Source organism: Streptomyces sp. KLMMK (genome assembly GCF_036961605.1).
GTDB lineage: Bacteria > Actinomycetota > Actinomycetes > Streptomycetales > Streptomycetaceae > Streptomyces > Streptomyces telluris.
The window spans coordinates 1-4,023 of the sequence record NZ_JBAMDC010000505.1; the positions used below are offsets into that span (position 1 = coordinate 1).

At 74.0% G+C, this 4,023-nt stretch carries 4 protein-coding genes; 2 read left to right on the top strand and 2 right to left on the bottom strand.

Annotated features, from left to right (window positions below; translation table 11 throughout):
- The first annotated feature begins 276 nt into the window (after positions 1-276).
- On the top strand, positions 277-1,353 hold the full coding sequence (locus tag V7793_RS34505) for a DUF5937 family protein (RefSeq protein WP_336013644.1): 1,077 nt from the start codon (positions 277-279) through the stop codon (positions 1,351-1,353).
- Between the two features lie 52 nt (positions 1,354-1,405).
- Here the strand turns inward: V7793_RS34505 and V7793_RS34510 are convergent, their stop codons facing one another.
- Together V7793_RS34510 and V7793_RS34515 are read right to left on the bottom strand one after the other, a co-directional pair.
- Positions 1,406-2,086 carry a response regulator transcription factor gene (locus V7793_RS34510; RefSeq protein ID WP_336013645.1) on the bottom strand — a complete coding sequence of 227 codons (681 nt, stop codon included), beginning with the start codon at positions 2,084-2,086 and terminating at the stop codon, positions 1,406-1,408.
- A 64-nt stretch (positions 2,087-2,150) separates the two neighbouring features.
- Positions 2,151-3,356 (bottom strand): sensor histidine kinase, encoded by a 1,206-nt coding sequence (locus V7793_RS34515; protein WP_336013647.1) that lies wholly within the window; start codon positions 3,354-3,356, stop codon positions 2,151-2,153.
- 121 nt (positions 3,357-3,477) lie between these two features.
- On the opposite strand from V7793_RS34515, the gene V7793_RS34520 reads away from it, so the two are divergent.
- Positions 3,478-4,023, top strand: a 546-nt coding sequence (locus V7793_RS34520; RefSeq protein WP_336013646.1) for an SAM-dependent methyltransferase, incomplete at its 3' end; no start/stop codon positions are given.

Genomic DNA, 4,023 nt, shown 5'->3' on the forward strand with positions numbered 1-4,023 from the left:
CGACGCCCGGCGGGCGCGGCGGGCGGCCACCCGCTCGTCGACGACCGCCTGGAAGGCGCGCCAGGTGCGGAAGGAGCGGTAGGCCTCCACGTCCCCGGTGCCGGGGGCGGGCGGGGCCGGCTCCCCGTGCTGGGCGGCGCGGTAGAGGTCGAGCATGTGCTGCTGAGCTGCGTTCATGTGATCCACGGTGCGCCGGTGGGGGCGCCCTTGCCGCGTCAATTGACGAGAGCCGTCAAGTGACGGCCGGACCCCCGGGGGGAGAGGCACGATGGGCGCATGAGCGTGGAGATCGACATCGCCGGACTGCCGCACGAGCGCATCCTTTTCACCCCGTCGCCGCTGGCGGAGCTCGGTGCGATGCTGCACGTCCTGGCGGAACCCGGGCACCACCCCGGGCTGCACGGCTGGGCCACGGCGACCGCCTCCGGGCTCCGGCCCGACCTCGCCGACCGGCTGACCGAGGCCGACTTCCTGTGGCGCTCGGCCCGCTCGGACCTGCTGCTGCCCGCCGTACCCCGGGCCACGCTCGCCGAGGAGCTCGACGACCTCGACCGCATGGACGACGAGAAGTTCGTGGCCGCGGCCTTCGAGGTCACCTGCAGCTCCGTGCGGCCCGAGCCCTCCCCGCTGGTCGACGCCGGGCAGCGGGTGCGGGTGCGCGAGCTGTCCGCCGCCCGCGGCCCGCGGCAGGCGCAGTTCACCGACCGCATGCTGGAGGACCCGCCCGCGCTGCGCGCCTGGCTGCGCAGGCTGCTGGAGGACTGCGAGGAGGCCTTCTTCGCCGACAACTGGCAGCGCGTACGGGTGCAGCTCGCCGCGGACGCCCGGCACAAGGCGGACCTGCTGCGGCACAAGGGGCTCGCCGAGGCCATGTCCGCGGTCTCCACGGCCGTCTCCCTCGGCGCGGGCGGCAAGCGGATCGTTCTGGACAAGCTGCAGAACGGCCGGGCGACGGCCTACGCGGAGGGCCTGACGTTCATACCGACCGCGTTCGGGTGGCCGCACCTGATCGTGCTGTACCGGCAAGGCTGGCAGCCGATGGTGCAGTACCCCGTGGCCGCGCCCGAGCTCCCCAAGGGCCCGGCCCTGCAGCTGGTGCAGCAGCGGATGGAGGCGCTCGCGCACCCCGTCCGGATGCGGCTGTGCCGCACGCTGTCCCGCGGCCCGCACACCACCAGCGAGCTGGCCACCGTCTTCGGCCTGACGCCGCCCGAGGTGTCCCGGCACATCGCCGTGATGAAGAAGGCGGGCCTGCTGGCCACGCGCCGCCGCGGCCGCTACGTCCTGCACCAGCTGGACCTGCCGGTGGTGGCCCGCCTGGGGAGCGACTTCCTGGAGACGGTCCTGAGGTAGCCGGGCCCCGCGGCCGGGCCCCGCGGCCGCGGGGCTCACCGCGCCCCGGGCGCTACTTCTGCGGCGTCCCGCCCCCGGCCCGGACGAGACCGCTCTCGTAGGCCAGCACCACCACCTGCACCCGGTCGCGCAGCCCCAGCTTGGTCAGGATGCGTCCCACGTGCGTCTTGACCGTGGCCTCCGAGAGCACGAGCCGCGCCGCGATCTCGCCGTTGGACAGGCCCTGCGCCACCAGCAGCATGACCTCGCGCTCCCGCTCGGTCAGGCGCCCCAGCTCCGTGCCGGCCGGCTCCTTCGTCGTGCTCGGCAGCATCGGGGTGAAACGATCCAGCAGGCGGCGGGTGGTGCTGGGCGCGACGACCGCGTCGCCGCTGTGCACGGCCCGGATCGCCCCGAGCAGCTCGGCCGGCGGCACGTCCTTGAGCATGAAGCCGCTCGCGCCGACCTTGAGCGCCGAGAACGCGTACTCGTCCAGGTCGAAGGTGGTCAGGATGAGCACCTTCGGCGGGTCCTGCTGGGCGCAGATCCGGCGCGTGGCCTCCACGCCGTCGAGCCGCGGCATGCGGACGTCCATCAGGACGACGTCCACCTCGGCGCCGGCCAGCACCTCAAGGGCCTCCGCGCCGTCCCCGGCCTCGGCGACGACCTCCATGTCGGGCTGGGCGGCCAGCACCATGCGGAAGCCGGTACGCAGGAGTACCTGGTCGTCGACGAGCATCACCCGGATGGACATGCAGATGTCCCTTCCCTCGGTCGGAGTACGGCGGCAAAACGTCCGGCACCAGCAAACACCATGGTCAGCGACCGCCCGGCTTCACCGGCAGCAGCACGCTGATCCGGAACCCGCCGCCCGGCCGCGGGCCCGCGTCCAGCGTGCCCCCGACCATGCCGACGCGCTCGCGCATCCCGATCAGGCCGTGGCCCATGCCGTCCGCGCCGCCCGCCTCGTACAGCTCGTGCTGCGCGCCCCGGCCGTCGTCCTCGACGAGCAGGCCGAGCCCGTCGTCGAAGTACGTCAGGCGGACGCTCGCGCCGGCTTCGGGGCCGCCGTGCTTGCGGGTGTTGGTCAGGGCTTCCTGCACGATGCGGTAGGCGGTCAGCTCCACGCCGCTGGGCAGCGGGCGGGGCGCGCCCTCGACCTCGTACTCCACGGGCAGGCCCGCGTCGCGCACCTGCTCGACCAGATCGCCGATCTGCTCCACGTCGGGCTGCGGCACGTAGTCCCCGCCCTCGGTGGTGCCCTCCTCGGTGCGCAGGACGCCCAGCAGGCGGCGCATCTCGGCCAGCGCCTGGCGGCCCGTGCCGGAGATCGTCTCCAGGGCCTGCTTGGCCTGGTCGGGCGAGGCGTCGAGGACGTAGGCGGCGCCGTCGGCCTGGACGACCATGACCGAGACGTTGTGCGCGACGACGTCGTGCAGCTCGCGGGCGATGCGTGCCCGCTCGGCCGTCACGGCCATCCGCGCCTGCTGCTCGCGGTCCTTCTCCAGGCGGGCGGCGCGCTCCTCCAGCTGGGCCCAGTACGCGCGGCGGGTGCGCATGGAGTCGCCGAGCACCCAGGCGAGGACGAAGGGGGCGGTGAGGAAGGCCAGGGCGATGAGCGAGCTGCCGATCCCGCGGTCGACCAGCGGCCACCGGATCAGGAAGAGCACCGGTGCGGCCAGCCCGCCGGCCAGGGCCACCCTCGAAGCCCAGCGGACGTGGCCGGAGGCGACGGTGTAGACGATCGCGAGCATCGCGATGTCGGCGACCGTGCCCTGGACGTCGGCCGCGATCTGTGCCAGGCCGCTCGCGATCGCGAGGAACAGCATCGGCACGGGGGCCCGGCGGCGCAGGGCGATCACAAGGCTGAGGGTCACCACCGTGACGACGTTCACGGCCTGCTGGGTCCCCGACACGCCGTGTTCCTCGGCGGCGGCCAGCATGCTGATCCCGAACAGCAGGACGGCCCAGAAGCTGTCCACACCCGTCGGGTGCCTGCGGAGAAAGTCGTAGAGGCGGTGCACGTCACCCAGCGTAGGCATGCCGGGTACGTGCCGGGGTCAGCCCGGCGATCGATCCGGTGACGCTCCTTCTACTCCGCAAGGTGGAGGCGGCGTGTCCGCGAAGGGCGCATAGCGTGTGCGTATGGCAAGCGGAACGATGACATGGCGCGCTGCGACCGAGGCCGCGCTCTACGGTCCCGGCGGCTTCTACCGGCGCCCCGAGGGCCCCGCCGGGCACTTCCGTACCTCCGTGCACGCCTCCCCGCTGTACGCCGGGGCCGTCGCGGAGCTGCTGCGGCGGGTCGACGAGGCGCTCGGGCACCCGGCGGAGCTGACCTTCACGGACGTCGGCGCCGGCCGGGGCGAACTGCTCACCGGCGTCCTCGCGCAGCTCCCGGAGAAGGTGACCGCGCGGCTGCGGCCGGTCGCCGTCGAGCGGGCGGCCCGCCCGGACGGCCTGGACCCGCGCATCACCTGGGTGGGTGACATCCCGGACGGCACCGAGGGCCTGCTGTTCGCCAACGAGTGGCTCGACAACGTGCCCGTGGACGTCGCCGAGACGGACGCCGAGGGCGTCGCGCGCCAGGTGCTCGTCCAGGAGGACGGCGAGGAGATGCTCGGCGAGCCGGTCACGGCCGGGGACGCCGCGTGGCTCGCCCGCTGGTGGCCCGTCGACGGCGCGCCCCCC

Excerpts from the sequence above, each read along its gene's own strand:
- V7793_RS34505 (WP_336013644.1), top strand. The coding sequence starts at position 277 with ATGAGCGTGGAGATCGACATCGCCGGACTGCCGCACGAGCGCATCCTT.
- V7793_RS34510 (WP_336013645.1), bottom strand. The coding sequence starts at position 2,086 with ATGTCCATCCGGGTGATGCTCGTCGACGACCAGGTACTCCTGCGTACC.